General features: G+C 59.0%; 32 protein-coding genes, 1 tRNA gene and 1 riboswitch. Of the genes, 20 read left to right on the top strand and 13 right to left on the bottom strand.

The features are described from left to right. Window positions 1-56 precede the first annotated feature (56 nt). The 4 genes from AC2FFD_RS14235 to AC2FFD_RS14220 are packed head-to-tail and all read left to right on the top strand — an operon-like array spanning window position 57 to window position 4,024. Complete coding sequence (locus AC2FFD_RS14235; RefSeq protein WP_480685776.1) at window positions 57-245, top strand: NepR family anti-sigma factor; 189 nt, start codon at window positions 57-59, stop codon at window positions 243-245. Next, window positions 238-783: an RNA polymerase sigma factor gene (locus AC2FFD_RS14230; RefSeq protein ID WP_480685774.1), complete on the top strand. Its 546-nt coding sequence runs from the start codon at window positions 238-240 to the stop codon at window positions 781-783. The genes AC2FFD_RS14235 and AC2FFD_RS14230 overlap by 8 nt, the downstream gene beginning before the upstream one ends. Window positions 784-789: 6 nt before the next feature. Further along, window positions 790-2,550, top strand: coding sequence for a sensor histidine kinase (locus tag AC2FFD_RS14225; RefSeq protein WP_496873398.1), 1,761 nt, complete (start codon window positions 790-792; stop codon window positions 2,548-2,550). After that, entirely contained in the window at window positions 2,528-4,024 is a 1,497-nt protein-coding gene (locus AC2FFD_RS14220) for a phospholipase D family protein (protein ID WP_496873397.1), read from the top strand. Before AC2FFD_RS14225 ends, AC2FFD_RS14220 begins: the two co-directional genes overlap by 23 nt. Here AC2FFD_RS14220 and AC2FFD_RS14215 read toward each other — a convergent pair. The 4 genes from AC2FFD_RS14215 to AC2FFD_RS14200 are packed head-to-tail and all read right to left on the bottom strand — an operon-like array spanning window position 4,021 to window position 6,686. Beyond that, window positions 4,021-5,022 carry an AI-2E family transporter gene (locus tag AC2FFD_RS14215; RefSeq protein WP_496873396.1) on the bottom strand — a complete coding sequence of 334 codons (1,002 nt, stop codon included), beginning with the start codon at window positions 5,020-5,022 and terminating at the stop codon, window positions 4,021-4,023. The genes AC2FFD_RS14220 and AC2FFD_RS14215 overlap by 4 nt on opposite strands. A gap of 9 nt (window positions 5,023-5,031) precedes the next feature. After that, complete coding sequence (locus AC2FFD_RS14210) at window positions 5,032-5,793, bottom strand: DUF883 family protein (RefSeq protein WP_171725984.1); 762 nt, start codon at window positions 5,791-5,793, stop codon at window positions 5,032-5,034. Continuing rightward, the gene (locus AC2FFD_RS14205; RefSeq protein ID WP_171172682.1) at window positions 5,786-6,184 is read right to left on the bottom strand and encodes a phage holin family protein; all 399 of its coding nucleotides are present in this window, start codon (window positions 6,182-6,184) and stop codon (window positions 5,786-5,788) included. Before AC2FFD_RS14205 ends, AC2FFD_RS14210 begins: the two co-directional genes overlap by 8 nt. Next, window positions 6,177-6,686 carry a hypothetical protein gene (locus tag AC2FFD_RS14200; protein ID WP_480685768.1) on the bottom strand — a complete coding sequence of 170 codons (510 nt, stop codon included), beginning with the start codon at window positions 6,684-6,686 and terminating at the stop codon, window positions 6,177-6,179. The genes AC2FFD_RS14205 and AC2FFD_RS14200 overlap by 8 nt, the downstream gene beginning before the upstream one ends. A gap of 211 nt (window positions 6,687-6,897) precedes the next feature. On the opposite strand from AC2FFD_RS14200, the gene AC2FFD_RS14195 reads away from it, so the two are divergent. The 3 genes from AC2FFD_RS14195 (at window position 6,898) to AC2FFD_RS14185 (ending at window position 8,535) form a co-directional block, all read left to right on the top strand. Then, on the top strand, window positions 6,898-7,095 hold the full coding sequence (locus tag AC2FFD_RS14195; RefSeq protein ID WP_171116905.1) for a CsbD family protein: 198 nt from the start codon (window positions 6,898-6,900) through the stop codon (window positions 7,093-7,095). 95 nt (window positions 7,096-7,190) lie between these two features. Next, window positions 7,191-7,811, top strand: coding sequence for a PRC-barrel domain-containing protein (locus AC2FFD_RS14190; protein WP_496873395.1), 621 nt, complete (start codon window positions 7,191-7,193; stop codon window positions 7,809-7,811). Between the two features lie 154 nt (window positions 7,812-7,965). Next, window positions 7,966-8,535 carry a PRC-barrel domain-containing protein gene (locus AC2FFD_RS14185; protein ID WP_171230037.1) on the top strand — a complete coding sequence of 190 codons (570 nt, stop codon included), beginning with the start codon at window positions 7,966-7,968 and terminating at the stop codon, window positions 8,533-8,535. An 87-nt stretch (window positions 8,536-8,622) separates the two neighbouring features. Here AC2FFD_RS14185 and AC2FFD_RS14180 read toward each other — a convergent pair whose 3' ends face one another. Then, a complete protein-coding gene (locus AC2FFD_RS14180; protein ID WP_171232983.1) occupies window positions 8,623-9,372 on the bottom strand; it encodes a Crp/Fnr family transcriptional regulator in 750 nt (249 codons plus the stop codon). Between the two features lie 63 nt (window positions 9,373-9,435). Between AC2FFD_RS14180 and AC2FFD_RS14175 the strand changes: the two genes are divergently transcribed. Next, window positions 9,436-9,834 carry a hypothetical protein gene (locus AC2FFD_RS14175; RefSeq protein ID WP_171232984.1) on the top strand — a complete coding sequence of 133 codons (399 nt, stop codon included), beginning with the start codon at window positions 9,436-9,438 and terminating at the stop codon, window positions 9,832-9,834. Window positions 9,835-9,929: 95 nt separating this feature from the next. Here AC2FFD_RS14175 and AC2FFD_RS14170 read toward each other — a convergent pair whose 3' ends face one another. Next, a complete protein-coding gene (locus AC2FFD_RS14170; protein ID WP_093961670.1) occupies window positions 9,930-10,121 on the bottom strand; it encodes a PLD nuclease N-terminal domain-containing protein in 192 nt (63 codons plus the stop codon). A 187-nt stretch (window positions 10,122-10,308) separates the two neighbouring features. Between AC2FFD_RS14170 and AC2FFD_RS14165 the strand changes: the two genes are divergently transcribed. Further along, window positions 10,309-11,163, top strand: a complete 855-nt coding sequence (locus tag AC2FFD_RS14165) for a formate/nitrite transporter family protein (protein ID WP_171616519.1) — start codon at window positions 10,309-10,311, stop codon at window positions 11,161-11,163. 166 nt (window positions 11,164-11,329) lie between these two features. On the opposite strand, the gene AC2FFD_RS14160 is transcribed toward AC2FFD_RS14165, so the two are convergent. After that, the gene (locus tag AC2FFD_RS14160) at window positions 11,330-11,614 is read right to left on the bottom strand and encodes a hypothetical protein (protein ID WP_425079904.1); all 285 of its coding nucleotides are present in this window, start codon (window positions 11,612-11,614) and stop codon (window positions 11,330-11,332) included. A gap of 124 nt (window positions 11,615-11,738) precedes the next feature. Here AC2FFD_RS14160 and AC2FFD_RS14155 point away from each other — a divergent pair, with 124 nt between their 5' ends. The 4 genes from AC2FFD_RS14155 (at window position 11,739) to AC2FFD_RS14140 (ending at window position 14,647) form a co-directional block, all read left to right on the top strand. Then, window positions 11,739-11,900, top strand: coding sequence for a DUF1328 domain-containing protein (locus AC2FFD_RS14155; RefSeq protein ID WP_093961673.1), 162 nt, complete (start codon window positions 11,739-11,741; stop codon window positions 11,898-11,900). Between the two features lie 51 nt (window positions 11,901-11,951). After that, the gene (locus tag AC2FFD_RS14150) at window positions 11,952-13,577 is read left to right on the top strand and encodes an acetolactate synthase large subunit (RefSeq protein ID WP_496873394.1); all 1,626 of its coding nucleotides are present in this window, start codon (window positions 11,952-11,954) and stop codon (window positions 13,575-13,577) included. 70 nt (window positions 13,578-13,647) lie between these two features. Continuing rightward, window positions 13,648-14,148, top strand: coding sequence for a Dps family protein (locus tag AC2FFD_RS14145; protein WP_496873393.1), 501 nt, complete (start codon window positions 13,648-13,650; stop codon window positions 14,146-14,148). 124 nt (window positions 14,149-14,272) lie between these two features. Then, entirely contained in the window at window positions 14,273-14,647 is a 375-nt protein-coding gene (locus tag AC2FFD_RS14140; protein WP_496873392.1) for a YidH family protein, read from the top strand. Window positions 14,648-15,059: 412 nt separating this feature from the next. On the opposite strand, the gene AC2FFD_RS14135 is transcribed toward AC2FFD_RS14140, so the two are convergent. Further along, window positions 15,060-15,135: transfer RNA gene (locus AC2FFD_RS14135), tRNA-Lys, on the bottom strand. A 210-nt stretch (window positions 15,136-15,345) separates the two neighbouring features. On the opposite strand from AC2FFD_RS14135, the gene dapF reads away from it, so the two are divergent. Both dapF and mtaB read left to right on the top strand, forming a co-directional pair. After that, the gene (dapF, locus tag AC2FFD_RS14130) at window positions 15,346-16,188 is read left to right on the top strand and encodes a diaminopimelate epimerase (RefSeq protein ID WP_496873391.1); all 843 of its coding nucleotides are present in this window, start codon (window positions 15,346-15,348) and stop codon (window positions 16,186-16,188) included. After that, window positions 16,185-17,441, top strand: a complete 1,257-nt coding sequence (gene mtaB, locus AC2FFD_RS14125) for a tRNA (N(6)-L-threonylcarbamoyladenosine(37)-C(2))-methylthiotransferase MtaB (RefSeq protein ID WP_496873390.1) — start codon at window positions 16,185-16,187, stop codon at window positions 17,439-17,441. The genes dapF and mtaB overlap by 4 nt, the downstream gene beginning before the upstream one ends. Window positions 17,442-17,460: 19 nt before the next feature. Here mtaB and AC2FFD_RS14120 read toward each other — a convergent pair whose 3' ends face one another. From AC2FFD_RS14120 to petA, 4 genes are all read right to left on the bottom strand, one after another. After that, on the bottom strand, window positions 17,461-17,877 hold the full coding sequence (locus tag AC2FFD_RS14120; RefSeq protein WP_496873389.1) for a nuclear transport factor 2 family protein: 417 nt from the start codon (window positions 17,875-17,877) through the stop codon (window positions 17,461-17,463). Between the two features lie 151 nt (window positions 17,878-18,028). Beyond that, window positions 18,029-18,814, bottom strand: coding sequence for a cytochrome c1 (locus AC2FFD_RS14115; RefSeq protein WP_170347480.1), 786 nt, complete (start codon window positions 18,812-18,814; stop codon window positions 18,029-18,031). Window positions 18,815-18,831: 17 nt separating this feature from the next. Then, entirely contained in the window at window positions 18,832-20,163 is a 1,332-nt protein-coding gene (petB, locus tag AC2FFD_RS14110) for a cytochrome b (RefSeq protein WP_257599606.1), read from the bottom strand. 15 nt (window positions 20,164-20,178) lie between these two features. Then, on the bottom strand, window positions 20,179-20,763 hold the full coding sequence (gene petA, locus AC2FFD_RS14105) for a ubiquinol-cytochrome c reductase iron-sulfur subunit (RefSeq protein ID WP_170347482.1): 585 nt from the start codon (window positions 20,761-20,763) through the stop codon (window positions 20,179-20,181). Window positions 20,764-21,224: 461 nt separating this feature from the next. Here petA and AC2FFD_RS14100 point away from each other — a divergent pair, with 461 nt between their 5' ends. Beyond that, window positions 21,225-21,671, top strand: coding sequence for a c-type cytochrome (locus AC2FFD_RS14100; RefSeq protein ID WP_425079893.1), 447 nt, complete (start codon window positions 21,225-21,227; stop codon window positions 21,669-21,671). A 19-nt stretch (window positions 21,672-21,690) separates the two neighbouring features. On the opposite strand, the gene AC2FFD_RS14095 is transcribed toward AC2FFD_RS14100, so the two are convergent. Further along, on the bottom strand, window positions 21,691-22,302 hold the full coding sequence (locus AC2FFD_RS14095) for an FMN-binding negative transcriptional regulator (protein ID WP_257599608.1): 612 nt from the start codon (window positions 22,300-22,302) through the stop codon (window positions 21,691-21,693). 54 nt (window positions 22,303-22,356) lie between these two features. Beyond that, window positions 22,357-22,556: riboswitch (FMN riboswitch) on the top strand. Between the two features lie 119 nt (window positions 22,557-22,675). Here AC2FFD_RS14095 and AC2FFD_RS14090 point away from each other — a divergent pair. The 4 genes from AC2FFD_RS14090 (at window position 22,676) to AC2FFD_RS14075 (ending at window position 25,963) form a co-directional block, all read left to right on the top strand. Beyond that, entirely contained in the window at window positions 22,676-23,116 is a 441-nt protein-coding gene (locus AC2FFD_RS14090; RefSeq protein ID WP_170347485.1) for a 6,7-dimethyl-8-ribityllumazine synthase, read from the top strand. A 119-nt stretch (window positions 23,117-23,235) separates the two neighbouring features. Then, complete coding sequence (gene aroC / locus AC2FFD_RS14085) at window positions 23,236-24,336, top strand: chorismate synthase (RefSeq protein ID WP_496873388.1); 1,101 nt, start codon at window positions 23,236-23,238, stop codon at window positions 24,334-24,336. After that, window positions 24,320-24,982 (top strand): HD domain-containing protein, encoded by a 663-nt coding sequence (locus AC2FFD_RS14080; protein ID WP_496873387.1) that lies wholly within the window; start codon window positions 24,320-24,322, stop codon window positions 24,980-24,982. The genes aroC and AC2FFD_RS14080 overlap by 17 nt, the downstream gene beginning before the upstream one ends. 45 nt (window positions 24,983-25,027) lie before the next feature. Continuing rightward, window positions 25,028-25,963 carry a DMT family transporter gene (locus AC2FFD_RS14075; protein WP_496873386.1) on the top strand — a complete coding sequence of 312 codons (936 nt, stop codon included), beginning with the start codon at window positions 25,028-25,030 and terminating at the stop codon, window positions 25,961-25,963. Window positions 25,964-26,018 lie beyond the last annotated feature (55 nt).

Raw genomic sequence — 26,018 nt, 5'->3', positions numbered from 1 at the left:
CAAACGCACACTGGGGCGTTATGGTTCCAGCAAAAGTGAAAATTTCTGATGATGCCATGACAAAACCACAGCCCAGCCGAGAACATCGGCAAGAAATAGAAAAGCGGATCGACGAAAACCTCAAGCGGGCTTTCGATGAGGTAGCCAACGAACCGGTTCCGGATCGGTTCGTCGATCTTCTCGAAAAACTGCGCAACCAGACCAGTGTTCCCAAAACGGGTGACGCGGGAGGCTCGGATGGTTGATCCCAGAGAAGAGCTTGTCGAACATATCGGCGCGATGCGTGCCTTTGCGATCAGCCTGTGCCGCAACGGTTCTGTTGCCGATGACATCGTGCAGGATGCGCTGATCAAGGCGTGGAGCAACATCGACTCGTTTCAGGAAGGCACCAACATGCGGGCGTGGTTATTCACCATCGTCCGGAACACCTATTTTTCCCTGCGCCGCAAGCGCAAGCGCGAGGTCGAGGATGTGGATGGCGCGATGGCCGAAAGCCTGTCGCAAAAGCCCGACCATGACGGACGCTTGGCCTTGAAGGATTTTGCTGTTGCATTTGACCAACTGACGGATGAACAGCGCGAAGCCCTGGTGCTGGTCGGTGCACAAGGGTTTTCCTATGAGGAAGCAGCCGAGATGTGCGGCGTCGCTCTTGGAACGATCAAAAGCCGGGTGAACCGGGCCCGCGCGCAACTGGCCGAACTTATGGATCTGGATGACGACGAACCCATCGAATTGACCGATGCCGTCACGGCGTCAATCGTCCAGTCGCAACCGGCGGCCTGACGATTCATGGATGCGAAGCCGCGCAGCCTGACCGTTTATCTTGCCGCGCTGGTCACCTTGGCGCTTCTGCCTTCGGGGCTGATTGCGGTATTGCAGACACGCGCCGTGATTACCGAGGCCGACGAAAGATCGCGGGCCTCGGTTCTGGCGCGCACCATCGAAGCTGCCAGTCGGGAGCGGGAGCTACTGCAAAAAGCTGTTGGTGCAAGTTCGGGACTTACCGCCGCGCTTTCGACTGGAGGTATGGACAAAGCCGCTTGCTCGGGCCTTATGCGCCGGTTCGTCGAACGCCAGCCCGAGTTTGTATTTGCCGGATTTATCCAGCCAAACGGGGTCATGGCTTGCTCAACCGTCGAGAAGGACATCGATTTGTCGGACGCGCCCGGTTTCGGGCAGATCTCGGAAAATCCGCAGCTTACGTTTTCTGTCAATCGTGCCGGCGCGGCGACCGGGCAATCGGTGATCATCGTGACCCAACCGGTCCTGAACAGGACCGAGCTTGTGGGGTTCGTTTCCATCTCGATACCTCATGCGCTGGCGCGGACTCCCTTGGGTGTTGGCAATACTGGAAGTGACGTAGTCGTTGCCATTTTCGACGCGACCGGAGAAGTGCTGTCATCAAATGTAGGATTGGATGAGGTCAAACCATTCCTACCGCCCGCGAAAGAAAACCTGTTGGTTCTGTCCAGTTCCGGCAAAACATTTTCGGCTAAAACGGCCGACGGAGAGGATCGGGTTTTTGCAGTTGCCAGCATCATTCCGGGCGAAGTCGCCGTGATTGGCAGTTGGCCACGCGAGGCGGCGCTCGCCTCGGTCGGCGCCGGCCAAACTGCCCTGACCATTGCTTTTCCGATCCTGATGTGGGTAACGGGTCTGGGGGTGGCGCTATGGGGCCTGCACCGGTTGGTGATCCGTCACCTGGACAGCCTGCGCTCGGCCGTGCGCCGCTTTGCGCTGGGTGAGCGCGATCCGATTGAAAGCCTGGAAGACGCGCCGCAGGAGTTTCAGCAGATCCAGACTGCATTCAACCGCATGGTCTTGTTGATCCGCGAGGCGGAGGCGCAACACGACCGGGACCTTGTCGAGAAAACGCTGCTGTTGCGCGAGGTGCACCATCGCGTCAAAAACAACCTGCAACTGATCGCTTCGATCATGAACATGCATTTGCGCAAGGCCGAAACCCCCGAGGCCCGGCGCTTGCTGGAACAGTTGCAGCGTCGGGTTCGCGGCTTGGCCATGGTGCACCAGACCCTGAACCAGAACTCGCAGATGACGACGATCAACACCGAGGCTCTGATCGGGCATTTGGTCGCCGAACTGGCGCATCGACCGCCAATTCTGGGTCAGGTGGTCGAGGTTGACTGCCGGATCGCGCCGGTCGAACTGGGGCAGGATCAGGCCGTCACGCTGTCGATGCTGGTGGCCGAGGCACTAACGAACGCGGTCAAATACGTAGGCGTTCCGCAGGACGGACCGCCGACAATTTCGGTGGAATTGACCCGACCCGACGAGAGCACCCTGCACCTGAAAATCTCCAACACGCGCGGGCAGTCGGACGACGGTGCGGATCTGTTCCACAGCGGCGGGATCGGTCAACGGCTGATGCAGGCCTTCCTCCGCCAATTGGACGGTTCCGAAACCATAACCGAGACGTCATCACATTATGTGTATGAGGTGACCTTCGAAATCTCCGAAGTAGAAGGCGATAGCGAACCTCAGACCATTGCGGATGAGAGAGGCGGTGATGCCCGTGCCGCAGCAGAATGACTTTGAGGTCCTGATTACGGCCGCGCAAGCCTGGCCCGCCTTGGAAAAAGCGGTTCTTGAGGCCCGGCACCAGATCAAGGCAAGTTTTCGGATATTCGATTTCATGACACGGCTGCGCAGCGACGAGGCGCGCCAGATCGGCGATGCCTGGTTTGACCTGATCGAGCATGTCATCCGCAAGGGTGTAACGTTTCATTTGGTCATCAGCGATTTCGACCCGATCTTCGCGACCGAGTTGCACGAGCTGAGCTGGCGCACGAAACGGCAGGCGGTTGCGCTGGCGGAAATCCTGGGTCCAGAAATCGCCTCGCGCTTGACCGTTCGCGTGTCCATGCACCCGGCACAGGCTGGCGCATTGCCGTGGGCCGCGCTGTTGCCGGCGGTTCTTCGGAAAAAGGCGCAGCGGATTCAGGAGCTGTCCCGCGAACGACGCGAACGGCAGGCAGTACGGCTGGGGTCGGACACGTTACCCAGGCTTCACACCGTGTCGCACCATCAGAAAGTCGCCGTGATCGACAATGAGATCTGCTACCTCGGCGGATTGGACTTGAACGAAAGGCGCTTTGACACACCGGATCACGATCGTCTGGCCAAAAACACCTGGTCAGACGTTCAATTGCTGGTCCGCGGACCCGAGGCCGCCGAGGCCGCGCGCCATATCGACCGGTTCGAACATGAAATCGCAACCGGACAAACGGCCCCACAGGCAACCCACCTGCGCCGCACCCTGTCCAGCCCGCGCCGGTTTGCATTCTGGCGGCTGTCGCCAAAGACTATCGCGCATGAGATCGAGGATGAGCACATAGCCGCCTTTCAAGCCGCGCGGCAACTTCTGCACATCGAGACCCAGTATTTCAGATCAACCCGGCTGGCCGAGGCCTTGGCTGAGGCGGGCCATTCCAAGCAGGATCTGAAACTGGTACTTGTTTTACCAGCCTTGCCCGAGGAAGTGGCCTTTGGCGGCCATGACGGATTGGACGCGCAATACGGGTTGGACCTGCAGGCCAAATGCCTGGAGATCATTCAGCAGGGGTTCCAAGACCGGGTTTCGGTGTCGACCCCGGTCCAACCGATTTCGGCCAGTGGGGCCGATGCCAGCGCTGAAGTTCTGAGCGGCTCTCCGATCATTCACGTTCACAACAAAGTTCTGGTGGTGGATGACCATCATGCTTTGGTCGGGTCCGCCAACCTGAACGGACGGTCTTTGCGGTGGGACACAGAAGTCGCCCTTCGGGTCACCGACCGGCAGCGGGTCGCGGTTCTGCGGCAGGCCCTGGTGGACCATTGGTGGTTCTCGGATGATCTGAGCAAACCGATCGAGCCCGATGCCATGTTCGCGTGGTGGGGGCGAGAGGTACAGGCCAACGGCGTGCGGCGCCCCGAAGCGCGCAGCGGCTTCCTGGTCCCGCATGACGCCGACGTTGCGCGCGACATGCGGCAACCGCTTCCGGGGGTCACTGAAAACATCGTTTAGGTGGGCGCGACCGGGCTCATGACCTCGGGGTTCATCAACACGCCGAACCACAGCAGGATCGGGAGTGCGACGATGGCGCCGACCGGCCCCCACAGCCAAAGCCCAAAGATGATGGCGATGAACACGACCAACGGGTTCACCTGCAGACGTTGGCCGACGAAGGCGGGTGTTACGAATTGTGCTTCAGAAAGATTGATCGCCAGGAAAACCAGGGGGGGCAACAGGGCCGCGGCTCCACCGAACTGGGTTAAACCGGCGATCAGAAGGCCGGTCAGGATCATCAGCGGGCCGAGATACAGCACAAAATTCAGAAGGCCGGCGGCCACCCCCCAGACCACGGCGTCATTGATGCCGATCAGCCCCAAGGCCACAGCTGTAACAGTCCCAAGGCCGATATTGACTAACGTCACAGCAGCGAAATAGCGATAGACCGCGCGGTCAGCCAGATACAGCCGCTCTTTCAGGGGACCGGCTGCGGCATAGAGCTCGGGCCGGGTCAAAACGAAGAAGAACAGCGTGCCGATGAAAATCAGGATCTTTGATCCGAAATTGGGCGCCAGCCACAAGGCATCCATCACCGACGGAAGGGCGGACTCCGTTTCCGCTGCCCCATCGGCCCCGACGGTTTCCTCGATCTCGCGTCCAAGCGTTTCGATACCCCGAATGAACTCGGACATCGCGGCGACCCAAGAGCGCAACTCGCGTTTGATGGCAGGCAACTGTTCGACCAGCGTGGACAGCAATGGTTCGAGCAGAAGGAACGCCGCGACAATGACGGTGCTGGTCACGAACAACAGTGCCGAGGCGGATATCACACGTGGGCAACCGACCTTCTCAAGCTTGTCGGCAAGCGGGGCGACCACGACCCCCAAAACCAACGCAAAGGTGATCGGAGCGACGATGGACCGGGCCAGGTACAAAGCGGTGATGATGGCGATCCCGGTCAGGATCGCCAGCATTGCACGCAAGGCCGATGGAGAGCTGAAGACAGTTGGCATGGGCGCGCTTCACTGACTGCGCAAAGCGTCAGAGGCCCGATCAGCCGCGTCATCCAGCCGTGCATTGGCCGCGGCATGCAGCTTGTCCAGTTCTTCGTTGAAAACCTTTTGGGCGTGACGCATCAGCTGATCGCGCCGATGGCCCAGCAGCTTGTCCTCCTTGCGAGTGTTGGGCAGCAGAGCGCCAGCCAGAATACCTACGCCCAGCGCCAATGCTCCGGCCGCCAGAGGCTGATCATGGACGAAGGTCTGCGAGGCCTTCGCCGCCTTCCGCGCACGCTTCTCGACCGCTTGCTGCGCACCGATTGCGGCCTTGCGCGCTTCGATCACACGGGCACGGGCCTGGGGTGAGAGCTTGTCCAGACCACGATCCAAGGCGGCGGACAGCACGCTGGCAGATTGGCTGTGTTCAGTCATTCCGGTCATCTCCTGTTTCATGCGGCTGTCAGCGTCGGCAACACGCCGGTCAAACCCGTCGAAGGCCTGCTGCGGAGGTACGGCCTGGGGCGGGGATTGAGTTCTTTTTGCGCCAGACCCGGGACCCGCAACCAAAAGGGCTGCTCCTGCACCGAGCAGAGCAAAGGCGGCCGGGTTTTTTTGAGCCGCGGACCAGAGTTGCGCGCCGATCTGCCCGCCATAGGCTTCGAGCGTCGATTTCGCCTCGTCTGCCAGGCGCGGCGGTGCCAGCGTATCCGACAGAGCATTCAGCGAGCGTGCAAGAGCGCTGCGTTCGTATGCGATCTGCGTTTCAAGAGGTGTCAGGTCAGACATGGGTCGACTCCTTCATCGCTTCGATGTCGCGCTGCAGGTTTTTCATGGCTTGCTCGGGGACCAGCGCGGTAGCGGACAGGCGGGACCGGCCAAAAAGCGCCAGGCACCCAGCAACCAGTGCCAAGCCCGCGCCAACGAGCAACGAGGCCATACCCACCGAAAAACCATTGGCGGCGATATATGCGACCAGAGATGTCGCCATGAGGTTCAGTGCGATCATCAAAAGGATCAGAGCAATGCCAAGGCAGGCCAGCCCTAAGCCCGCTCGCGTCAGGTTTCGGGACAACTCCTCCTTGGCAAGCTTTACCTCAGCCTGAAGCAAACCCGACAGATGTTTGAGCGCGTTTGCCAAAAGCCCCGGTGCAGATCGCAGATCGTTGGGGTTATGCATCGCGGCCACCATTCATTCGCGCCAACGCGCTGGTGTGGCCCGAGGTATCGACCGAGGTCCCATGCGGCAGCGACGGATCAATATCCCAAGGATCTGCACCAAAAGATGCGGATTGGGCCGCGCCCGTATTGCGCGCGCTCAGGAAACGGGCCGCGGCAAACCCGGCCAGGGCAGCCGATCCGACGAACAACAGCGGGTTTTCGCGGGCGAAATCAGACACCTTTCGGCTCATACTGGCCAAGTCGGCAGAGCGGACTTGCCCAGCCACAGCTTCCATGTTGTCCGCAATCCTCGACAAGACCTGATGCTGCACCGATTGGTCGGGAAATGCATCGGCAGCTGCGTCGGCTGCATGAGCGGCGCTCTCAACCTCCTGCGCTGCGCTGTCCTTCAGTGATTCGGCCCGGGCCGAGGCTTCGGCGGTCACGGTGTCCTTGACCTTGCCGGCCAGATCCTGGGCATGGGCTTTTGCTTTCTCCGTGGTCTCGGTTCGACGTGGCATGGTTCGATCTCCTGTGTTGAGGTCTCGGTCCTCCAACGCATGGAAGGCGAGATTGTTCCCAAGACCAGTTCGAACGCCACTGAGGACACAGTTCGGTATCTGCCCGAACCCCCATTTTTCGGGCCAACGCAGAAATATCGCCGGTGCCCGGAACCAGTTCGAGTTTGGTGCGTTTCACTGACAGCGACGAAGCAATCGAAAGGAATTTACGATGAACTGGGACCAAATTCTTGGACGCTGGACCGAATTCAAAGGCAAGCTGATCGAGCGTTTCGGCGATTTGACCGATGACGAAATCGAACAAGCGCGCGGCGATCGCGAGCAACTGGAAGGCATCATCCAAAAAAAATACGGAGATTCGAAAGAAGACGTTCGGGAAATCGTGGATCGCCTGATCAAGGACATGTAGCCCGAAGGTGGATGCGCACATCTCGCGGGGCGGCATAAAGTCAATGGCGCCCCACAGACTCCCAAGATCGACCCCAACAGGTAATCACGAGCGCCATGAAACTGTCTTCCCTCATCAACACGCCCGTTGTCCCAGCTGGAACCGACCACGCAATTGGTCGCATTTCCGATATCGCCATTCGCGCTGGGCAGACCGAGTTGGAGTACGTCTTGGTCAATTTGAGCGTGGCCGGAGGGAATGACCCGGTGGCTTTCACCGCCGATACGCTCGAACTTGGTGCAAGCGAGGTAGTGTGCGCGTTATCCCAACACCAAGTGAATCATCTTCGACAACGCGAAGGAGGCGAAGATCCCCTTGCAGTGGACATCAAAGGCCTGCCGCCCCTGGTCGTAGGGCCGTTCGGCAACGCGATTGCGCCGGTTGTGTTGGCGGCGGTCCTGAATGACGCTCTCCGCCAACGCCCGCAACCCACGCCACCCGCTAGCAACTTCCGATGGTTTACGAAGTTGCAGGGCAACCCAGTGTTTGACGCGACTGGTGAGTTGGGCAGATTCAAGGAGATTGAGTTCGACCCTGACACCAAGGCACTGCGGTTTCTTCTGATCGACGGGCGACCCGATATCCTAAGTGTTCCGTTCGCTGAGTTACGCAATATTCCCGACGACGAACACTACATGGTTCTATCCAGGTCTTCCGACCCGCTGCACCCGGTCTGAAGGTCTGGACACGGCTTGTAAAACCGCGCAGTTGCGCGGTTTTATTATTTCAAAACAAATATTTCTGAAATTTTTTGGGAACAAGTCGGGCCGTCATTCGTTTGTTCAACAAGACCGCGGGAAATGCGGTCAGAACAGACCAAAGGAGTGAGCTATGAAACGTTTTCTGACCACAACTTCGATCGTTCTGGTGATGTCGGCATCGGCCTATGCAGAAAGCTCGAATGTCGAAGAAGTCGGCAAGAACCTGGAAGAGGCAGCCGAGGCAGCCGGTGATGCGCTGTCCAATACCGCGCAGGATATCAAGAACGCTGCGCAGAACACGGCGAAAGACGTCGACCAAGCAGCCGAAGCAACCGGTGAGTACATCAGCGAAAAAGCCGGTCAGATGGCCGATGCGGTTGACCCAACCACCATCGACATCAAGGGTTATGTCCCCGTTGCCCAAGGCACCATCCCGGCCGAAGATCTGACCGGCATGCGCGTCTATGACGTCTCGCAAGAGTGGATCGGCGAGATCGAAGAGGTCGTCGTCGACATGGACGGATCGGTAGATGGGGCCGTGATCGGCGTTGGCGGGTTCCTCGGCTTGGGGGAAAAGGATGTTCTGATCGATTTCTCGCGCGTGTCGCTGATGCGTGAAGTCAATGGTGACAACACCTATGCCTTCGTTCACGCTGACAAGGAGATGCTGAAGGATATGCCGGCCTACGAAGGGTCGTAAAACGGCTCCTCAGTCGCAAAGCATGTGATCAAGCCGTCGGCCGATTTTTCGGTCGGCGGTTCTTTAATTCCTGTCCATCCGCCACGTTTAGATCAGCGGGCGCGGAACGGCTTCGGTGATTTCGACCAAGCCAAGCTCGGCTAGACCCTCAAGATCGTTAATCTGCAGCACATTGTTGGACCATTCGGCCAGACCGAGATCCTTCAGCCGGCGCAGGGTCTTGTTCGTGTGAACCAGCGACAAGCCCAACGCATCCGCAAGATCCTGCTGCCGGTAGGGCAGCGGACACTGCAAGCCTTTGGCCAATCCGACAGCCTGCGACCTTGTGTAGAAGCGGTGCAGGCTCCACGCGATCTTCTCGATCGCGCCGCGCTGGCCGACTGTTGTCAGGGCGTCGCCCAGAAAATGCTCTTCGACGGCGGCCAGGAATGTCAGGTCAAAGGCGCGATCAGGCTGGTTCTGATATAACTCGAACAGCCGCGAGCGATTGAAAACGCACAGCCGCATCGCGGTTGTCGCTTCGACCGAGTGCCGCATCTCGCCCATGACGCCAGCCTGCAGCCCGACGAGATCGCCTGGAAGCACAAAGCCTATGACCTGCCTGCGACCGTTTTCGAGCGTTTTGTAACGAACGCCCATCCCGCTCAGAACCGTGAACAGATGCGCGGATTTCGCGCCCTCGATGAACAGTTGTGTTCCGGGTTCGGCCTGCATCTCACCGGTTTTGAAACCCTGCATGAATCGCAGGTCGTCTTCCGAGAACGGCAGGAAGACGTCCATCTGCCTCAGCGGACAGTCCCTACATGCGATCAGAGAATTTTTTCGTTGCTGTGTCATAGTTTATTGCGGCGCTGTGGGACTGCCCTAGGGTGGCATCGAACAGATTTCAGGATGGTATTTATGGAAGCCTCTTCCCGCAGCGTAGCAGATGTTTTGATTGTTACGGAAAACTTTATCGAAGCAGCGGACATCAGTGACGCCATCCCCGCAGTTCCAACCGATCGCATTGTCCATATCCGCGAGCTGCACGCGGGCGGGCATTTCTGGCAGGATCCCAAATTCGCCCCGGCCTTGAGCGTTCTGAGCTATCGCAGAAGTGAGACGTCATTTGACGCCGTCGCGCGGCTGTTGGTCGAACGCGGCAGTGCACTGTTGCTGTTGGACCCGTCCCCCGAGGTGCAAGCGCAATTTGAATGCGCGGCACTGATACGGCCTTTCACGGCCGCAGATCTTGCACGCAAGATCGCAGCCATTGATTTCAGTGGGAACGGCTTGAAGATCGGCGCTGATCCTGGGTGAACTGGCACAAGGCCCATTTCACCATCTTTACAATTGACTCAAAAAAGCGCTGCCGATGCCGCGCTTTTTTTTTGTACCGACAATTTCCGCGCTGATCAGATCGCGCTGCGCGCGGCCTTCGGGCCAAAGATCAGCCAGCAGATGAATCCGATAACCGGAAGCAACAGAACGAAAAGGACCCACAGAATTTTCGCACCGGTCGTCGCAGACGAGCCGATGATCGAAATAATGGCCCAGATCGACAAAACCAGGACGATCAGACCGCCAATGCCATATACTTCCACCATACCGAAGTTCCTTTCGAATTACGTGTCGTTGTTCCTACAAGGACACAACGCGATAGGTGGCTAAAAGTTCCCGACAAAGATCTGGGTGTGATCCCAGTTCTCGCACGAGGCTTGAGGATTTTTGCGCCTGATGGAACCAAAACGACCGGCAGAACGTTGGGTTTGAAGGTCGATACAAGGGGTCAAAATGTCCAATACACACAACGCGCCGCGAGACGATCTTGTCGAGAAAGAGAGTGAGCGCGAAGCGGTCGAAGAAGCGTCCGGGCTGTCTCCGCGCCTGATATTCGAGACCATCCGCCAAAACGGTGAGGAGGAACTGGACCGCCCGACCAAAGCGTTGTTCTGGTCCGGGATTGCCGCTGGAGTGCTGATCAGCTTTTCGGTGCTGGGCGAAGCGATCTTGCGGGCACATCTGCCCGAAACCAGCGGGCGCTTTCTGATCGAGAACCTGGGTTATTCCCTCGGCTTTGTCTTAGTCATCCTGGGGCGGATGCAGCTATTCACCGAGAACACGATTACGACCGTCGTTCCAGCCATGATAAATCCGTCCGTCGCGTGCTTCACCAAAACCGCGAGGCTGTGGGCAATCGTTCTGGGTGCCAATGTGCTGGGGGCGTTTGCGATATCTGCCTTCCTGATCCATACGCCGGTGTTGTCGCCCCAACTCGTCGCGGTCATCAACGACCTGAGCCACCACGCCACCGGCATGGGCGCCTGGGTTGGCTTTCTGCGCGGAATACCGGCGGGGATCCTGATTGCGGCGATCGTTTGGATGCTGCCTTCGGCACAGAACAACGAGGTGCTAGTCATCGTAATCTTCACCTGGATGATTGCGGCCGGTGACTTTACCCACGTCGTTGCCGGATCGGTGGAAATGGCGGTTCTGATGCTTCAGGGGCAGTTGCCACCAGGCGCGGCCGTTTTCAGCTTTTTCCTGCCCGTTCTGGCCGGCAACATCATCGGAGGAACCGCTGTCTTCACGATGCTGGCCTATGCCCAGATCAAACCCGAAATAGAAGAAGACCCAAAGCGCGGCTGAGGCGCTTTGGGTCTTTGGGATGGCGGGTTGGTTGGCATGGCAGTGACGAATAGCGCTGTCAACGATTCCTGATGAAGAACCAGATCAGTAGACCGGCCAAACCCAAGCCGAGCATGGCCGGCAATACGTACTCGATGCCCATATCGGTCGCAAAGTATCGCGTGTTCTAACCGCGATCCGCTTTGCGCAACGCGAGGCCCAGCAGGACACCCGCGCCCAACGCTCCGACCATAGCCAGACCCGGGTTCTCGCGCACGAATGCGGCGCCCTTCTCGGATGTCTGTGTCAGCTGCTTTTGCGCCTCGTCGCGCGCCGTCTTCAACGTGTCACGCGTTGCGGTTACGCCATCTTCCAACGCTGATTTGGCCTCCTTGGCTACTTCGTCGATCCGCGCCGCCATCTCTGCATGCGGAGTGTCCTGAGGGGTCTTCTTCGCCGTTTTCTGTGTCATGTCAGATCTCCTTTCATCAACCCAACGCGGGCGGTCGCCAATGGTTCCACCAAAACAAACCCGGAACCAATCCGGGGTTCCAAGCGTTGACCCATCAGCAATCACAGAAATGAAAGGAAATCCCATGTTGTCTTGGGCGCTGATCTTTTTCGCACTTGCTATCGTTGCTGGCATCTTCGGGTTTGGCGGCATCGCGTCGGCCTCGGCCGGTATCGCGCAGATCCTTTTCGTGATCTTTCTGGTCCTGTTCATCGGTTCGCTGATCTTGCGGCTGATCCGTGGGTAAGCCCCCGCGCATCCGCAATCCCTGAAACGGTACCCCGAGGTTCAAAGCCCTATGAAAGATGCCATCCATACCCAAACCGCCGCCGAATTGCTGGTTGCCTGCCTGGAAGCCAACGGCGTGACCTGTGCATTCGGTGTTCCGGGTGAGGAAACAACCGATCTGATCGCCGCAATCGACAAGTCGAGCATCGACTTCGTCCTGTGCCGGCACGAGCAGTCGGCGGCGTTCATGGCATCGGTTCATGGTCGATTGACGGGGAACCCCGCGGTATGCCTCTCGACACTTGGACCTGGGGCGACCAACCTTGTCACCGGTGTGGCTGACGCCACGCTTGACCATGTGCCGCTGATCGCCGTCACGGGGCAGGGTGCGCGGTCCAGGCTGGGCCGCGAAAGCCATCAGATCATCGATCTCGAAGCACTCTTCGCGCCAGTCACCAAGTCGAGCCGAACGCTGATGGTCGCGGATGAAATCCCCCAAGTCGTGGCCGAGGCCGTGCGATTAAGCAAGCTCGACAAGCCCGGAGCCGTCCATCTTTCTCTGCCCGAGGATCTGGCCGAGGTCCCGATTCTGGCCGAACCCTTCGTGGCGCCGCCGCCAGCCGAGGTGCGACCGGCGGCCGATGCGGTCATCCGCTCCGCGCGCCTGCTGGCCGAGGCGAAAAAGCCCTTGATCCTTGCGGGACACGGGGTGATCCGATCCGGCACCGCAAGCGACGTTCGGGCACTTGCAGAAAGCCTTTCTGCCCCGGTCGTCACGACATTCATGGCCAAAGGCGTTTTGCCTCCGAGGCACCCGCTCTCGCTGCATTCGATCGGTCAACCGGGCAAAGAATTGGTGTCTGAAGCCTTCGACCTGTGCGACCTGATCATTGCCATCGGGTTTGACCCGGTCGAATATCCACCCTCGAACATCTCTATGGGCGGTCAGAATCCGGTTCTCGAGATCTCGGATGTGGCCTCGACTGTTGATGTGGACTGGCCGGTAAAGGCCGCTCTGACTGGCGACCTTCCGCACTGCATCGACGTTCTGGCGAAGGCCACGGCCGAACGTCCCGCACAAAGCTGGTTCAAAGGTCTCCAGCGGAAGATTGACGCCTCGCTGGAAGGTGGAGCAACAGCTTCCGATGCCGCCTGCATCGCGCCGTCGGACATTTGTCAGGCGATTTCCGAAACGCTTCGCGAAAGCGACGTTCTGTTGTCTGGCGTGGGCCTGCACAAACTGTGGGTCGCCAGCAAGGTTCAAGCACGCCGGGCAGGCCAAATCATCATTCCGAACGGCCTGGCCGGTATGGGCCTTGCGCTGCCCGGAGCGATCGAGGCGGCCCGTCTGTTGGACGAGGGTCGGGTGATCGCCGTTTGCGGTGATGGGGATTTCCTGATGAACGTTCAGGCGATGGAGACGGCGGCCCGTTTGTGCGTGCCCGTTACTGTTCTGGTCTGGGAAGACAACGGCTATGGTCTGATCGACGAAAAACAGCCTGGTGCGCGCGAGTTTTCCTTCGGCAATCCAGATTGGGAGTCGCTGGCCCGATCCTTTGGCTGGGTCTACCACGACATCGAAAGCCGCAGCAAACTTGCTCCTGCGCTGCAGGCTGCGGCCGATGTCGCCGTTCCAACCCTGCTGCGGGTTTCGGTCGACTATTCCGCTGATGGCGGGATGCCCACTGTCACCTGATTTTTTTCGTCGAAAGTGGAACAACGCCAGGCTTTGGGTGTTTCTTCCCCAGTAGAAAAAAGGAGTTGTCATGACCGACGCATTGAACGTTGTCCCGAACGAAAAACCCGTTTCCACTGGCGTGCGCGACACCGCACCCTTGGCCAAGGGTCTGGCTGATGTTCTGGCCGACACCTACCGGCTGACCTTCAAGACGCATGCGTATCACTGGAACGTGGAAGGCCCGCTGTTCTATTCGATCCACAAGCTGACCGAAGAACAGTACGAAAACATGTTCGCCGCCGCTGATGAGATCGCGGAACGCATCCGCGCGCTGGGACATCTGGCGCCCTCGCGCATGTCCGACATCCTGGATTTCTCGGCCATCAAGGATTGCGAAGGGGACCTGTCCGCCGCCGACATGATCGAAGATCTGGCTGCTGATCACGAGCGGGTGGCGCACCGCCTGCACGCCCTGACCGAGCTTGCAGGAAGCCGCAAAGACGTCGTGACCGAAGATCTGGCGACCGAACGTTCGGCATTTCATGAGCAGGCAGCTTGGATGCTGCGGGCGATCTCGAAATCAAGCTGACGCGGTGACCGGGCGCGTGTGTCGTTTTGCGACCCAACTGTGCGCGTTCAAGGTCTTGGGCAGGCTTGCCGAAAAACCGGCAAGCCTGCACATTCCGATCTGGTGACTAGTCCAAAGGGCGGCAATGTCTGAAAATAACACGAAAAGCCAAAACTTGGCCGAGGAGCGGACCGACTGGGCCGAAGACCGCACTATATTGGCAAATGAGCGTACGTTTGCTGGCTGGATGAGAACCGGAATGGCATGCGTGGCCATTGCCCTTGGCCTCAAGGCCGTATTTTCCGCCGTCGAACCCGAGTGGCTGGCGAAGGCTGCAGCCACTCTTTTTGTGTTGATCTCGCTGCTGATCTATTGGGGAGCGTGGATGAACGCCCGCCGCGTGTATTCCCGATTGGAAGCGCACAGCGCCCAACCGGCATCTCGCTTCCACTTGCAATTGGTTGTTGGAAGCCTGTCCCTCGGATCAATCGCATGTTGCCTTGTGTTGTGGCTTGTCTAAGCGGGCTTGCGCGGACATCGCCTTCGTGCCAGTCAAGACCGGACTCCTGAATCTCGTGGCGATCGCGGTCTAGGCGTCGTATAAGGCTCTGAGCTGTCGTTCCAACGACATGACGCATGTTGACTTGTGTGTCGAGGCCTGGAACGAGGCCATCATTGCACATAACCCGCCCGCGCAAATCAATAAACACTCGCCGATGAAAGCTGGTCAGCGTTTTTGACGAAAGATGATGCAGACGCACTTCCTTTGAAGGAATGCTTAAAAAACCTGACATCAGCTAGGCTGGCTACGGGTTTGAACTAGGGTTAGAAATCAGCGGCTTTTGTCCCCCATTCAAAGCAACTGTTCTTGCTGAGCAAGTAGCAACACAATCTCTACAGCGCATAACACATTATTTTAACTTAGAAAAAAGTGGTGAGCCGTGCAGGATTCGAACCTGCGACCCACTGATTAAAAGTCAGTTGCTCTACCAACTGAGCTAACGGCCCACTCTTTTGTTGGATCTGTTGATCCGTGGCGCTCTTTACGGCAATTCCCCAACCAGGTTCAAGCCCTTATTTTGCGCCTCGTTTCGCCGTAACAACGCGTGTTTCCGGCAACCCGATAGGCGGCCTAATTAGGCAGGTGGCGCTGGAGGGTCAACCCCTTTTTTGAGGAATTTTCGCGACAGGGTGGATTCATGTTCCGACCAACGATATATGCCCGCCATGCAACAGAGACTCGACACCGGATTGCCCTTCATCAAGATGCACGGGCTGGGCAATGACTTTGTCATCGTTGACGCACGCGCGCAGGATGCTCCGATCACACCGGCGCTGGCCAAAGGAATCGGGCATCGGCAATTTGGTGTGGGATTCGATCAGTTGGCCGTTATCGAAAATGGTGAAGCCGACGCGCATCTGGTGTTCTACAATTCCGATGGATCAACCTCTGCTGCCTGTGGCAACGCCACCCGCTGTATTGCGCGATTGCTTATGGATGAGATGGGTCGTTCTGCGCTGACGCTCACCACCGAACGCGGAACCCTTCATGCGCAGGATGCCGGCGATGGGCTTACTGCGGTCAACATGGGGCACCCGCAGCTGGAGTGGCGCGAAATTCCGCTGGCAGAAGAGATGGACACGCTGAAATTGCCAATCGAAGGAACTCCGACGGCAACGGGAATGGGCAACCCGCATTGCACGTTCTTCGTTGAGAACGCCGAAGCGATCCCGTTGGCAGAGTTCGGTGCGCGTTACGAATACCACCCGCTTTATCCCGAACGCACAAATGTCCAGGTGGCCCAGGTCATCGGCCCGGATCACATCCGTATGCGCGTATGGGAGCGCGGAGTTGGCATCACTCTGGCCTCCGGGTCGTCGTCCTGTGCAACGGCCGTAGCCGCCGCGCGACGGGGGCTGACCGGGCGCAAAGTACAGATCGATCTGGATGGCGGCACACTCTGGGTTGACTGGCGCGACGATGGTGTCTGGATGACCGGGCCGACGTGTCACGTTTTCTCTGGCACTCTGACGCCTGAATTTCTGAGGTCGCTGGGATGAACCCGCCCAAGTTCACCACATTGGGCTGCCGCCTGAACGCCTATGAGACCGAGGCGATGAAAGAGCTGTCGCAGCAGGCCGGTCTGACGGACGCTGTGGTGGTGAACACATGCGCCGTGACGGCTGAGGCCGTGCGCAAGGCCCGGCAGGAAATCCGCAAGTTGCGCCGCGAAAACCCGAATGCTCGCCTGATCGTCACCGGCTGCGCGGCACAGACCGAACCCCAGACCTTTGCCGAAATGGCCGAGGTCGATGCGGTGATCGGCAACACGGAAAAGATGCGCCCCGAGACCTGGAAGGGCATGGCCGCCGATTTCATCGGCGAGACCGAGGCCGTGCAGGTCGATGACATCATGTCGGTCACCGAAACGGCAGGGCACCTGATCGACGGGTTCGGCACCCGCTCGCGCGCCTATGTGCAGGTTCAGAACGGCTGTGATCATCGCTGCACCTTCTGCATCATCCCGTATGGCCGCGGCAACTCGCGCAGCGTCCCGGCGGGTGTGGTGGTGGATCAGATCAAGCGGCTGGTGGACCGGGGCTATAACGAGGTCGTTCTGACCGGGGTCGATCTGACATCCTGGGGCGCCGACCTGCCCGCAAGCCCCAAGCTGGGCGATCTTGTGATGCGCATCCTTAAACTGGTGCCGGATTTGCCACGCCTGCGGATCAGTTCGATCGATTCGATCGAGGTTGATGAGAATCTGATGCAGGCCATCGCGACCGAGCCACGCCTGATGCCGCACCTGCACCTGTCGCTTCAGCATGGCGACGATCTGATCCTGAAACGGATGAAACGCCGCCATCTGCGCGACGACGCCATCCGCTTTGCCGAGGACGCACGCAAGCTGCGCCCCGACATGACCTTCGGCGCGGATATCATCGCAGGCTTCCCGACCGAGACGGAAGCGCATTTCGAAAACTCGCTGAAGCTGATCACCGACTGCGACCTGACCTGGCTGCACGTCTTTCCCTATTCCAAACGAGAAGGCACCCCGGCAGCCCGCATACCGCAACAGGTGAATGGAACGGTCATCAAGGATCGCGCTGCCCGCTTGCGTGCGGCAGGCGACGCTCAGGTCTCAAAGCACTTGTCGCAGCAAATCGGCAAGACCCATCACATCCTGATGGAAAACCCCCATATGGGCCGGACCGAGCAATTCACCGAAGTGTCTTTTTCGGCCCCCCGGACCGAGGGTGAGATCGTCACGGCGGCAATCACCGGTCACAGTCAAACCCAGCTGATCGCGTGATGGCGGCGTCGGCCGCCATTCATTGCCCGGCCACGTCAGCAAGGGCGGCCGTGTCGTAGAATTCCTGATATTCGCAGACCCGGTCGCCGCGGAACCTGCAAATGACAACGACCGGCGTTTCGACCGTCTGGCCGCTGGCTTTGTGTGTCCATGCCGTGACACCCACACCGACGACCCGGTCGTCCTGGGCTATGGTGTCCTTCAACGTCCAGTGGACCATTTCGAAGGCATCCGTCAATTCCTTCAGATATTGATGCATCTGATCCTGCCCCTTGCGGGCGCAACTGAAGTCCAGCCCGTTTTTCCCGTCGCCAAGAGACCGAATGCAGAGATCCTCGGTCGTGTAATCGTCCCACATGCTCGGATCCGAACCCTTGGATTCGTTCCATCTGGCAAAGGCCTCGCGCAGTTTCGCGGCATTCGACAAAGCGTTCATGACAATTCACTCCAAAATGACTTCTACAATGCAACCAGCGTCGTGTTGCACGGGGTTCGCGTCAAGGAACAAGTTGTCGAGCGGTTTCAAAGAAAAAGCCCCGCGCGACGCACGGGGCCTTTTGAATTTCCTTAAACTTACCCTAGACGGATCAGGCGGATTTCTTGCCCTTATGCGGAGCCCACAGGCGCTTGTTGACCAGATAGAGAAGCACCGACAGAACGGTCAGGAAGATCACGCCAACAAAGCCGGCGTTCTTGCGCTCCATCATCTTCGGCTCGGCCGCCCACATCAGGAACGCCGCGACGTCCTCGGACATGTGTTCGACCGAATTCGAATGCCCGTCAGCAAACTCGACCTGTTCATCCGCCAGCGGCGGCGCCATCGAGATCCAGCCTCCGGGGAAGGCTTTGTTCTCGTAGAGGACAGTGCCTGCCTCTTCCTTCTCTTCACCGGTGTAACCGTCCAGCAGAGAGGCGATGTACTCGGCTCCGCCCATGCCTTTGACCAGCTGATTGATGCCCAGACCGTAAGGTCCGTGGAAGCCCGCGCGGGCTTTGGCCATCAGGCTCAGGTCCGGTGCGCCGACACCGTTGTTGGCCGGGAAGTGGTCTGTCGGGATGGCCGGGCGGAAATCGTCCAGCTCGGGGTCGAACACTTCGAAGTTGCCCGCTGCATAAGCGATGACTTCTTCTTCCGAATAGCCCAGCGCTTCCAGATCGCGCAGGGGCACATATTTCAGGCCGTGGCAGGCCGCGCAGACCTCGGTATAGATCTGAAGGCCGCGTTGCAGCTGGTGCTTGTCCCAGGTGCCGAAGGGCCCCTCGAACGAGAACGCGAAATCTTCGATATGCTGCTCACCGCCACCTGCCGCGAAGGTCGAGGCGGGCGCAAGGGCCAGAGCAAACGCGGCGCCGATTGCAAGTTTCTTGAACATGTTTCCGGTCCCTCTTCTTACTCGGCCGGCGTGGCGTCGGCGTCAGCCTTGCCATAATGCGCGTTGAAGTCTTCTTCGATGGTCTCGGGCTGGGCCAGAGGCTTCTCGATCACTCCGAGGATCGGCAGGATCACGAAGAAATAGGCGAACCAGTAGGCGGACGCGATCAGCGAGAAGGTCGCATAGGGCTCTTCCGCGGGCATCGCACCCAGCCACATCAGGGCAAAGAAGTCGATGACCAGCAGGTAGAACCACCATTTGAACATCGGACGGTACTTGCCCGAACGTACGTTCGAGGTGTCCAGCCAGGGCGCCAGCGCCATGGCCAGGATCGCACCGAACATCGCCAGAACACCGAAGAACTTGGCATCGATGATGCCGCCGGTGATGAAGCTGGCGAACTGAACGACCCAGACCTCACCGGTGAAGGCGCGCAGGATCGCGTAGAACGGCAGGAAGTACCATTCGGGAACGATGTGTGCAGGTGTCACCAGCGGGTTGGCTTCGATGTAGTTGTCCGGGTGGCCCAGATAGTTCGGCATGTAGCCGACGATGGCCCAGAACACGACCAGGATCACGGCCAGTGCGAACAGGTCCTTGATCACGAAATACGGCCAGAACGGCAGCGTGTCTTTCTCGGCCTCGGCTTTCGATCCACGGCGCACTTCAACACCTGTGGGGTTGTTGTTGCCGGTGGTGTGGAAGGCCCAGATATGAACGATGACCAGCGCCGCGATGATGAACGGCAGCAGGTAGTGCAGCGAGAAGAAGCGGTTCAGCGTGGCGTTGTCCACGGCAGGTCCGCCCAGCAACCAGGTTTGCAGCGCGTCGCCGACAAACGGGATCGCACCAAACAGGCCGGTGATCACGGTCGCACCCCAGAAGGACATCTGACCCCAGGGCAGAACATAGCCCATGAAGGCGGTGCCCATCATCATCAGATAGATCAGCATACCGATGATCCATGTGATTTCACGCGGGGCTTTGTACGAGCCGTAGAACAGGCCGCGGAATATGTGGATGTAAACCGCAACAAAGAACAGCGACGCGCCGTTCATGTGCAGATAGCGGATAAAGTGACCGCCATTCACGTTGCGCATGATGTGCTCGATGCTGGCAAAGGCCAGATCGACATGCGGGGTATAGTGCATCACCAGTACGATGCCGGTGACGATTTGCAGCGCCAGGCAGAACGCCAGAACGATGCCCCAGATCCACCACCAGTTCAGGTTCTTGGGGGTCGGGATCATGAGCGTGTCGTACAGCAGGCCGACAATCGGCAGACGGCTGTTCAGCCATTTCTCGCCGTTTGTCTTCGGCTCGTAATGATCGTGGGGAATTCCGGACATAAGTTTGGGTCTCCCTTAGCCGAGTTTGATTGTGCTGTTGTCCACCCATTCTGCGGGCGGGACAGGCAGGTTCTCAGGCGCGGGGCCTTTACGGATACGACCGGCGAGGTCGTAGTGCGAGCCGTGGCACGGGCAGAACCAGCCACCGAAGTCGCCGGCATCCCCCAGAGGCACACAGCCCAGGTGCGTACATACGCCCATCTGCACGATCCAGGCCCCCGGTGCTTCGCCTTCCGGAGACGGCATGACGCGGTTTGCGTCAGTCGCGGGCGCATCGGCGCTCAGGTTGAAGTTGCGCGCCAGCGGATCTGGCAGCGCATCAACGCCTTCGGCGTCCTGTTCCTGGGCTTCCTGAATCTCGGCACCGGTGCGATGACGGATGAAAACAGGTTTCCCCAGCCATTTTACCGTCAGTTGCGTGCCCGGCTCGACGCCGCTCACATCCACACGGATCGAGGACAGCGCCTGAACGTCTGCCGATGGGTTCATTTGGTTGATCAGGGGCCATACGGCTGCACCCGTTGCAACGACACCTGCGCCGCCAGCGACGTAGTACAGGAAATCTCTGCGGGTGCCTTCGTGGTCTTCTGCGTGGGACACGAGGTTATCTCCGATTATCTGGCGCCCGCGGACGGGCAAATAGCTCGCGCACCGCACGAATGCGGTGTCTTAACCGCGCTTACTATCGGGGAGAATAGTGTTCGTCCAGCGTTCATAAATGCGCAATACGCCGCATGTGTCCCTTCATGCACATGACGAGGGGCTTTTTTTGGTGAATCTTGCCCGCAACTTTGCCTGCGACTTCGAATCACCGGGGGATGATTCGAACTACGACCCCGCTTAGCAGCCGCAATCCGGCCCGATTCTGACCACCAGACCGTCAGTCATCTGAGGGCGTATTCTGGACAATCAGCATCACAAAGCAACGATTGTTTGCCGGGAAAATCATATCCGCCAAATAGATGATTTAAATTAAAAATTGAGCGCGATATCGCAGTTGCACTTTCTGCGCGAATACCGGACAGCGCAAAAAACGCGCGAACTCCTGCAAGGAGACCCCTATGTCAAAAGTCACTTCGGCCGCTGCGATGTTCACATTAGCTCTGGCCACGCAATCCTTTGCCGCAGGCGATCCGGCGAAAGGTGAAGCCATGTATAACCGCTGCTCCTCGTGTCATGCGATCATCAAGGACGGTGAAGTCCTGGTCAAAGGCGGAATCACCGGCCCGAATCTCTATGGCGTCGTCGGACGTGTCGCCGGGTCCGAAAAAGACTATCGCTATGGCAGCGCGCGCCTGCCTGTCGGCATGTTCACCGATGACATGATCCGCGCCGGCGAAGAAGGTCTGATCTGGACCGAAGAAAACATCGCCGCCTATTCCAAAGACCCCATCGGTTTCATCAAAGAGTATCTGGATGACGAAACCGCCCGCCCTAACATGAGTGTCAAACTGAAGAAGGGTGCGGAAGATATCGCCGCCTATCTGGCAACTTTCAGTTCCGAGTAATCCTGTTTCCCGGTGCTGGTTACGCCTTGTGCATCAAGGCGGCCAGCTGACCGGTTTCACTGCCAAATCCGTTGGGCACATTATCGGCAGCAGCGATTCTTGCCTCCTCCGGCTTGTTCTGGCCCAGTTTCCAGGTGCCCTGGATATCCTCTACCTGCATCCGGCATGGAACGATCATCCGCATCATTCTGGCCAAGGCGTCATCAGACATTTTCCCGGTGACCCATGGCGCTTTGGGCAGCAGTCGATCTTCAAAGAATGCAGATTGTCGGTCCAGCAAATCACGCAGCTCGTCCTGCGGGCGCAGCTCAAGCCTTCCGGTCAGGTGCACGGCAACGTAGTTCCATGTCGGAACCTGATCCGCGACACCGTACCAGTCGGGCGAGACATAGCCATCAGGTCCCTGCACAGCGATCCTGACCACTTTCGGCCCGCACAGCATACGGACAATCGGGTTTGATCGCACCAGATGAAGATCGGCCACCGCACCGTCCTCAGACAGCAGAAAGGGCACGTGACTGATCAATGGTGCGCCGTCGTCGGAAATCGCCAGAACGCCAAAAGCCCGGTCACGGGCGAATTCAATATGACGCGCACGATCCTCGGCGCGGAAGGCTGGATTTGGGTGCATGGGCGACCTCCTGCCAAATCTCTTGCAGATGGGGTTGGTTCTTGGCAAGGTCTGCCTCGTTCTCAGGGCGGGGTGGAATTCCCCACCGGCGGTATGCGGGCCATGACCCGTAAGCCCGCGAGCGGCTCTGCCGTGTCCACGATCCGAAAGGCAGAAGCCGGTATTCGGACAAAGCGTGGAACCACGAACGAGTGTCAGCAGATCTGGTGAGAGGCCAGAGCCGACGGTCAAAGTCCGGATGGAAGAGAACGTGCAAGCCGTGCCGGTGAACCGGCGCGCCTGCTCGTGATCGCCTTGGGTGACGTGTCATGCCGGGCTGGCAGCGAAACCGTTCGCAACCGCCAGCAGGCCACCAAACTGAAAGGAGACCACGATGACACACACCCGCTATGCTTTTGTCAAAGCCAACTGGCATTCCGACATCGTCGACCGCGCGCTTGACGGATTTCTTGAATTGATCCCGGCCGATCAGGTCGATGTTTTCGACGTTCCCGGCGCGTTCGAGATGCCGCTGCTGGCCCGCGATCTGGCCCAAACCGGCCGCTACGCCGCTGTTGCCTGCGCCGCATTCGTCGTGGATGGCGGCATTTACCGGCACGACTTCGTGGCCCAGGCCGTCGTGGACGGTTTGATGCGCGCCGGCATGGATACAGGCGTGCCGGTCCTGTCCGTTTCCCTGACGCCGCACCAATACCAGGAGACGGATCACCACAACGCCATCTACCGTGCGCATTTTGTCGAGAAAGGCCGCGAAGCCGCACAAGCCGCGCTGAAAATCACAGCGACCCGAGCGGTGCTGACGCAGGCCGCCTGATCTTCATCTTTTCAGAAATACTCATTCGCGCCACCGCAAGGTGGCGCCCACCAATTCGCAAATCCGCTTGAGGCGGCAGGCTCTCGCCGTTAATCACGACGCTCAAAGGAGCACGCCCCATGTCGATGAACAGCTTTGGCCATCTTTTCCGCGTCACCACCTGGGGCGAAAGCCATGGACCCGCCTTGGGCGCCACGGTCGATGGCTGCCCGCCCGGCGTTCCGATCGACGAGGGCATGATTCAGCACTGGCTGGACAAGCGCAAACCGGGGCAGAACAAGTTCACCACCCAGCGGCGCGAACCCGATCAGGTGAAAATCCTGTCCGGCGTGTTCGAAGGGCAAACCACCGGAACGCCTGTGCAGCTGATGATCGAGAACACCGATCAGCGCTCGAAAGACTATGGCGATATCATCGACAAGTTCCGTCCGGGGCACGCCGATATCACCTATTGGCAGAAATACGGCATCCGGGATTATCGCGGCGGCGGGCGCAGCTCGGCACGGGAAACAGCATCACGTGTTGCAGCAGGTGGACTGGCGCGTGAAGCGATCAAACAGATCGCGCCCAACGTGCAGATCACCGGCTACATGACCCAGATCGGGCCGCATAAGATCGACCGCGCCAACTTCGACTGGTCCCAGATCGAACAGAATCCGTTCTGGACACCCGATGCAACCGCCGCAGAAGACTGGGCCGCGTACCTGGATGATCTGCGGAAGTCCGGCAACTCGGTCGGGGCCGTGGTCGAAGTCGTTGCGCGCGGTGTCCCCGCCGGGATCGGGGCGCCGGTTTATGCCAAGTTAGACACTGATCTGGCCGCAGCGATGATGTCGATCAATGCCGTCAAAGGTGTCGAGATCGGCGAGGGCATGGCCGCGGCTGAACTGACGGGCGAGGCCAATGCCGACGAAATCTTCATGGGACAGAACGGCCCGCAATACAGCTCGAACCATGCGGGCGGGATTCTGGGCGGTATCTCGACCGGGCAGGACATCGTCGTGCGCTTTGCGGTCAAGCCGACCTCGTCGATCCTGACCACGCGCAAAACCATCACCAAATCAGGCGAAGAGACCGAGATCATCACCAAGGGCCGTCACGACCCCTGCGTCGGGATCCGCGCTGTTCCAGTGGGTGAGGCGATGATGGCCTGCGTGATCCTCGACCACCTTCTGCTGCATCGCGGCCAGATCGGAGAGAACCGTGGACGGATCGGCTGATCTGCGCACCCGCCTGCGTGCTGTGGTCGCACATCGCATGGAAACGGATCCGGCCCATGATCTGGCCCATCTTGATCGTGTGTGGACCAACGCCCGGGCCATCGCGGATGATCAAGCCGATATGTCCGTGCTGCTGGCGGCAAGTTATCTGCACGACCTTGTAAATCTGCCCAAGGACGATCCCGACCGGCATCTTGCCTCGCGCAGATCCGCAACGGAATCAGAGCCTATTCTTAAGGAAATCGGGTTTGAAGCCGATCAGATCCGCGCGATCCGGCACGCGATCGAAGCCCATAGTTTTTCGGCCAATATCCCCCCTGAAACGATCGAGGCGCGCATTCTGCGCGATGCGGACCGGCTTGACGCCCTGGGCGCCATCGGCATCGCCCGCAACTTTTCCGTTTCCGGAGCCTTGGGGCGCACTCTTTATGACACGGCAGATCCTTTTGCCCAAGTCCGGCCACTGGACGACCTTCATTTCTCGCTCGACCATTGGAAGGTGAAGCTGCTGCGGCTGCCGGGTGACATGCTAACCGAAACCGGCCGACTGATTGCCGAGCAACGCACCGCGCGCATGATCCGCTTTCTTGAAGAATTCGCCGAAGAGATCGGCTGTTCCTTGCCGCAATCCTGGGTGAATTGCTGAACCCACCCGTTGATCTTTGCCCGGCAAAGGCGCAGGTTCGCGCCGATGACAAAACCCTTAACTTCGCATCGACCTCTGCTTGCGGTAACGCTGAAGCTGTGCGCCTTGTTCCTGTTCACGTCGATGTCCGCGCTGGTCAAAGCACTGTCGGATGAGTTCCCACCGGGCCAATTGGTGTTTTTTCGGTCCCTTTTCGCTATCCCCGTGATCATTCTTTGGCTCATCGCGCGACGGGAGTTGTCGAAAGGCTTTGTGGTCAAGAAACCCATGGGCCATTTCTGGCGTGGCGTTCTGGGGACCAGCGCCATGGGTCTTACCTTTACCGGCCTCAGCCTGCTGCCGCTGCCCGAAGTCACCGCAATCGGCTATGCGACGCCGATCTTCACCCTGATTCTGGCCGCCGTCATGCTGGGCGAACGCATTCGGCTTATCCGTATCGGCGCTGTGGCTTTGGGTCTGCTGGGCGTCCTGATCATGATCTGGCCACGTCTTGGCACCACCGAGATGGAACTCGCCGCCACCATCGGCGCGTTATGCGTGTTGGGCGCAACCCTCGCCCGTGCCTTCGTTCAGATCCATATCCGGCAATTGGTCAAGGTCGATCACCCTGCGGCCATCGTGTTCTATTTCTCGATGACCGCGGCGCTTCTTTCCGCGCTGACAGCGTTCTGGGGATGGACGATGCCCACGTGGAATCAGGCTCTGATCATGGTCATGATGGGCCTGATCGGCGGCGTTGCGCAGATTTTGGTCACATCCTCCTATCGGTTTGGCCAGGCCTCGATGCTGGCACCTTATGACTATGCAACCATGCTGTTTGCGATCGTGATCGGCTATGTCTGGTTCGACGAACTGCCAACGCTTGCAATCCTGATCGGGGCCGCACTGGTGATCGCAGGCAATGCTGTCGTCATCTGGCGCGAAAACCAGTTGGGGCTGGAGCGCGGCAAGGTCCGGTCGGTTACGGACCCCAAAGCATGACTTTACCTTTTGCAATCTTCCCCTAGGTTGGGCCGAACAGTCAAAGAGGTTCCCA

It is taken from the genome of Ruegeria sp. YTSC002 (genome assembly GCF_059609845.1).
The sequence above is the reverse complement of the archived record's forward strand: the minus strand, read 5'-3'. Positions and strand labels throughout refer to the sequence as shown.

Bases quoted from the DNA above. Each gene is read 5' to 3' on its own strand.
- aroC (WP_496873388.1), top strand. From the start codon at position 23,236: ATGTCGATGAACAGCTTTGGCCATCTTTTCCGCGTCACCACCTGGGGC.
- AC2FFD_RS14235 (WP_480685776.1), top strand. From the start codon at position 57: ATGACAAAACCACAGCCCAGCCGAGAACATCGGCAAGAAATAGAAAAG.
- AC2FFD_RS14160 (WP_425079904.1), bottom strand. From the start codon at position 11,614: ATGACACAGAAAACGGCGAAGAAGACCCCTCAGGACACTCCGCATGCA.
- AC2FFD_RS14200 (WP_480685768.1), bottom strand. From the start codon at position 6,686: ATGCCACGTCGAACCGAGACCACGGAGAAAGCAAAAGCCCATGCCCAG.
- AC2FFD_RS14225 (WP_496873398.1), top strand. From the start codon at position 790: ATGGATGCGAAGCCGCGCAGCCTGACCGTTTATCTTGCCGCGCTGGTC.
- AC2FFD_RS14190 (WP_496873395.1), top strand. From the start codon at position 7,191: ATGAAACTGTCTTCCCTCATCAACACGCCCGTTGTCCCAGCTGGAACC.
- AC2FFD_RS14205 (WP_171172682.1), bottom strand. From the start codon at position 6,184: ATGCATAACCCCAACGATCTGCGATCTGCACCGGGGCTTTTGGCAAAC.
- AC2FFD_RS14180 (WP_171232983.1), bottom strand. From the start codon at position 9,372: ATGACACAGCAACGAAAAAATTCTCTGATCGCATGTAGGGACTGTCCG.
- AC2FFD_RS14115 (WP_170347480.1), bottom strand. From the start codon at position 18,814: ATGTTCAAGAAACTTGCAATCGGCGCCGCGTTTGCTCTGGCCCTTGCG.
- AC2FFD_RS14185 (WP_171230037.1), top strand. From the start codon at position 7,966: ATGAAACGTTTTCTGACCACAACTTCGATCGTTCTGGTGATGTCGGCA.
- AC2FFD_RS14195 (WP_171116905.1), top strand. From the start codon at position 6,898: ATGAACTGGGACCAAATTCTTGGACGCTGGACCGAATTCAAAGGCAAG.
- AC2FFD_RS14145 (WP_496873393.1), top strand. From the start codon at position 13,648: ATGACCGACGCATTGAACGTTGTCCCGAACGAAAAACCCGTTTCCACT.
- AC2FFD_RS14155 (WP_093961673.1), top strand. From the start codon at position 11,739: ATGTTGTCTTGGGCGCTGATCTTTTTCGCACTTGCTATCGTTGCTGGC.
- AC2FFD_RS14210 (WP_171725984.1), bottom strand. From the start codon at position 5,793: ATGTCTGACCTGACACCTCTTGAAACGCAGATCGCATACGAACGCAGC.
- petB (WP_257599606.1), bottom strand. From the start codon at position 20,163: ATGTCCGGAATTCCCCACGATCATTACGAGCCGAAGACAAACGGCGAG.
- AC2FFD_RS14075 (WP_496873386.1), top strand. From the start codon at position 25,028: ATGACAAAACCCTTAACTTCGCATCGACCTCTGCTTGCGGTAACGCTG.
- AC2FFD_RS14230 (WP_480685774.1), top strand. From the start codon at position 238: ATGGTTGATCCCAGAGAAGAGCTTGTCGAACATATCGGCGCGATGCGT.
- AC2FFD_RS14175 (WP_171232984.1), top strand. From the start codon at position 9,436: ATGGAAGCCTCTTCCCGCAGCGTAGCAGATGTTTTGATTGTTACGGAA.
- AC2FFD_RS14095 (WP_257599608.1), bottom strand. From the start codon at position 22,302: ATGCACCCAAATCCAGCCTTCCGCGCCGAGGATCGTGCGCGTCATATT.
- AC2FFD_RS14215 (WP_496873396.1), bottom strand. From the start codon at position 5,022: ATGCCAACTGTCTTCAGCTCTCCATCGGCCTTGCGTGCAATGCTGGCG.
- dapF (WP_496873391.1), top strand. From the start codon at position 15,346: ATGCCCGCCATGCAACAGAGACTCGACACCGGATTGCCCTTCATCAAG.
- AC2FFD_RS14220 (WP_496873397.1), top strand. From the start codon at position 2,528: ATGCCCGTGCCGCAGCAGAATGACTTTGAGGTCCTGATTACGGCCGCG.
- AC2FFD_RS14140 (WP_496873392.1), top strand. From the start codon at position 14,273: ATGTCTGAAAATAACACGAAAAGCCAAAACTTGGCCGAGGAGCGGACC.
- AC2FFD_RS14150 (WP_496873394.1), top strand. From the start codon at position 11,952: ATGAAAGATGCCATCCATACCCAAACCGCCGCCGAATTGCTGGTTGCC.
- AC2FFD_RS14170 (WP_093961670.1), bottom strand. From the start codon at position 10,121: ATGGTGGAAGTATATGGCATTGGCGGTCTGATCGTCCTGGTTTTGTCG.
- AC2FFD_RS14090 (WP_170347485.1), top strand. From the start codon at position 22,676: ATGACACACACCCGCTATGCTTTTGTCAAAGCCAACTGGCATTCCGAC.
- mtaB (WP_496873390.1), top strand. From the start codon at position 16,185: ATGAACCCGCCCAAGTTCACCACATTGGGCTGCCGCCTGAACGCCTAT.
- AC2FFD_RS14100 (WP_425079893.1), top strand. From the start codon at position 21,225: ATGTCAAAAGTCACTTCGGCCGCTGCGATGTTCACATTAGCTCTGGCC.
- AC2FFD_RS14165 (WP_171616519.1), top strand. From the start codon at position 10,309: ATGTCCAATACACACAACGCGCCGCGAGACGATCTTGTCGAGAAAGAG.
- AC2FFD_RS14120 (WP_496873389.1), bottom strand. From the start codon at position 17,877: ATGAACGCTTTGTCGAATGCCGCGAAACTGCGCGAGGCCTTTGCCAGA.